At 36.8% G+C, this 3566-nt stretch carries 3 protein-coding genes; 1 reads left to right on the forward strand and 2 read right to left on the reverse strand.

Features of this window, described 5'->3' with window-relative positions:
• Window positions 1-383: 383 nt before the first annotated feature.
• Both FHS86_RS07755 and FHS86_RS07760 read right to left on the reverse strand, forming a co-directional pair.
• Window positions 384-1313, reverse strand: a complete 930-nt coding sequence (locus tag FHS86_RS07755) for an IS3 family transposase (RefSeq protein WP_429412418.1) — start codon at window positions 1311-1313, stop codon at window positions 384-386.
• A complete protein-coding gene (locus FHS86_RS07760) occupies window positions 1310-1735 on the reverse strand; it encodes a transposase (RefSeq protein ID WP_429412419.1) in 426 nt (141 codons plus the stop codon). Before FHS86_RS07760 ends, FHS86_RS07755 begins: the two co-directional genes overlap by 4 nt.
• A gap of 758 nt (window positions 1736-2493) precedes the next feature.
• Here FHS86_RS07760 and FHS86_RS07765 point away from each other — a divergent pair.
• Window positions 2494-3396, forward strand: coding sequence for a hypothetical protein (locus FHS86_RS07765; RefSeq protein ID WP_429412420.1), 903 nt, complete (start codon window positions 2494-2496; stop codon window positions 3394-3396).
• The last annotated feature ends 170 nt before the right edge of the window (window positions 3397-3566 follow it).

The raw sequence follows: 3566 nt of genomic DNA on the forward strand, positions 1-3566 counted from the left end.
GCAAAAAAAATGTTTTTACAGTCATTACAAGACTTGTTGAAGCCGAAAAAACGTTTTTACAGGTCCGAAGAAAAAAAAATTGGTCAAAAAAACGTTTTGACAGCCATGACAAAACTTATTGACAGCAAAAAAACATGCTGACAGCGCGCTCGTGCTTGCGTCGACGCAAAAAGAAACATTATCCTGAAACTTTTTTCATGTTGGCCCCGATGAGCAGTCGAAAATGCACTGCGAAGCATGTTGATGGGCTTTTAAAGAGATTGAAGATTAACGATCAACGATTGAAGATTAACGATCAACGATTGAAGATTAAAGATTAACGATCAACGATTGAAGATTAACGATTAACGATTGAAGATTAACGATTGACGATTTGTCCATGCCTAAATAACGTTGACCGAATTAGACGTAATTTTATTCTTTTTCTTATTCATCAAATCTAACTGATGATGTTTATTTTCTGTTGACTTTGGGAAATAACTCTGAACTTTTGAAGAGTTATTCTCAAAGTCAATAGAATAGGCCGTTCGATATTGAACCGGTGTCATTCCTTTTAAAGCCTTATGTGGCTTTTCATTATTGTACATATGTTCGGCTCTTTTAAGCTGTTTTTTTAGTTCTTCGAATGTTTCGGGCGCATATGAATAAAGATAACTGTTTTTAATAGTTCCGTTTAACCTTTCAGCATGTGGATTTTCAAACACACTTTCTTCAGTCATTGAGTTGCTCATTTTCAGCTTTTTCGTAAGCTTTTTAAATTCGGTGCTATAATACTGTCCGCCTCCGTCGGAATGGATGATCGCTCCTGCAAGGGCGGCTTGTCCGCGATTCTTTTTTACCTGCAACAGGGCCGGCAAGGTGGTGTCTTCCGTTCGCAAACTTATGCTCGCACAAGATCCAACTATTTCCCGGTTGAACAAATCCATGATCAAGGTGATGTAATAGAACTTTCCATGCATTTCATAATAGGTGATGTCACTCACCAAAACCTGGTTTACAGCTGTAACCTCAATCCCTTTAATCAAATTAGGGAAACGGGTCACTCCTCTGCTATCTGTGGTTATCCGGAAGTTCTTTTGTTTCCTTACCCGGTAGCCTCGTTCAAAACAGAATTGCTCAAATTTGTCCCTTCCCATGCCTTGTGGATTTAGCTTGAAGTAAATCTCACGAACGCCCATACATGGGTGATCTTCCCGAATTTTGTTGACCAGCATTAATACCTGTTCCGTATACCCCAAGTGTGCTTCCTGACGCTGTAACATTTGATAAAATGACTGCTTTTTTACTGATATTGCACTAAAAAGATGGCTCATTTTGATCCCAAGTTTTTCCCTGGAGCTCCAATACCAGAGGAGGGTTGCGAACCGAATTTTTTTTTAATATCTACTTTATACGTGCTCTCAGCAATTTCAATCATCTTGTCCTGAAAATCAATCAACAACTGCTTCTGACCAACAACCCGCTCAAGCTCTTTTATCCGATCTTCCAGATTGCTAATTTTTTTTGTGTCGCTTTTGGATTCAACCACTTGTCTTTCTTGCCTCTTTGCCATATTAGAATATTTATAAAGCCACTTGTAAACAGAAGTCCTGCTTACTTTGTGAACCTTACAAATATCAGAAATACTAACCAGATTTTTTTCCAGTTCTTGAACTCGTTTCTTCTTGAAATCAGCACTAAAATATCGGCATTGCTTTAGATGTTGTTCATCATTAAAAAATCCAATTTGTTTCATTTGTCAACCTTTTTTTTGGTCAACGTTTTTCAGGCACTGACAATTAACGAAAGCATTTCCCTTTTTTCATAGGCAGTACCATTTTCAGATGGAAGATTAATAGAGTCATTGAGGAAAAGGAAAATGGAAGAAGGAAGAAGGAAGATGGAAAAATGGAATCATGTATCAGGTATCAAGACACAAGACAAAAAGTTAGGAAGTCAGTAAGTCATTGGTCAATGAGTCATTTCTGCTGATTCGTACCGTGTTGGGAGGCGCTAGCTCCGACTCGCGCATTTTAATGTATACAGGCATGACAGATTCCAATAATGATGAATTGAAACCCCGTTCGAACCGCTTTGCCCTTTGCTCCCGGCTCCATGTTCCCTACTCCATGCTCTCTGCACTCTGCGCTCCACCCTCCGCAATTATCCAAAGCGGCAGCGCCGCGATAATGTTTATAGCAGAAAAGTACGACACAGGAAGAGAGGTGCAACGCACCGGAAATTAAACAGTTGATGAAGGGGTAGAATGATTTTATTAATTGAAAATCCCTTCGAAACGTGAGCCCTCGGCTCTCCGCCCTTTGCGCTAGCCCCCATTCACATGCATTTTATACCCATCTGGCCACCAACAAGATCAAAACAATAAAAGCCTTGTTGATTAACAATAATTATTCATAAATTAGTCACGATATAAAAGGAATAAACGCAATTGCGTTTATTCTGCTGTTATAAAGCATTTAAACTGCCCGTGAACATTATGAATAGTGAGAAAATATGACCGACAATGAGGATAAATACATTTATATATCTAATCAAGCTGATTTAGATTACCTGATAAAGAGGATTAATAATGGTCCATTGGTTGCTCATGAATTTAAATTTACTGAAAGGGATTATTTCATTGCTCTATTTGAAGCGTTAAAAATTGATTATGAAGAATTCACCAAAACATATTATTATTATGACAAGCATCGACAACTACATATATCAGAGAGTGAATTTAAATATGTATGGATTAGCACATACGGATTAATAGCAAAGGATAAATCAACAACAAATAAGGCAGTTAATGCTTGTGTTAATCAGTACACTACTGTATCCTTATTATTGGACAAGGCAATTGAAATTTGTTCTGATGAGAAAGTATATGATGTTGATGGTTATAACTTTGGCGTTTTAAGTGAATTGTCCCCTGCATTATTTCATAATCTTTTATTTTATGTTGAAGTATTATTCAAGGGATATTTGTCATTGAACGGTTGCCAAACACCACACAGTCATAAAATATCTGACTTACATTTAAGACTAATTGACACAATGTTTGAGAAGAATCATAATGACACACTTTTTCAAGCTCAGATTATTGACCCACTTGCAAAAATTGTGAATCATGTAGAATCTATTCCTGGCGACTTTAAAGAACAATTTGTAAAGTACGACGATAATCCAGACGATTCAACTGTGATTCTTTTTCAACCCGACTCACTAAATGAAATAAAACAAGTAATCGAGCTTAGTGATGATTTCATCAGAGATTATTTCTATACTGGAAATGAAACACATTATCTTAATACTGGACTATTTCAAAGGATTTTAGATAAGGCTAAAGATGAAGATGAAAAAATAAAGGTAAGATTAATGTATGAGCACTTTATTTCGAAAGACAAATTGAAATGAAACAAGAAAAACGCTTTATAATAAATAGGAATTTGAGCGGCGCGCAGCGCCCAGCAAAGATTTTCCGCCAGCTGGCCATAGCCGTTAACCTAAGGAAGACAGGGCTTGTTTAAATACCTGACAGTGTGTTTGTTTTCCTTTCTTTTTTTCAATAATTAGATCTTTCATTA

The organism is Roseimarinus sediminis, from assembly GCF_050433125.1.
GTDB lineage: Bacteria > Bacteroidota > Bacteroidia > Bacteroidales > Prolixibacteraceae > Roseimarinus > Roseimarinus sediminis.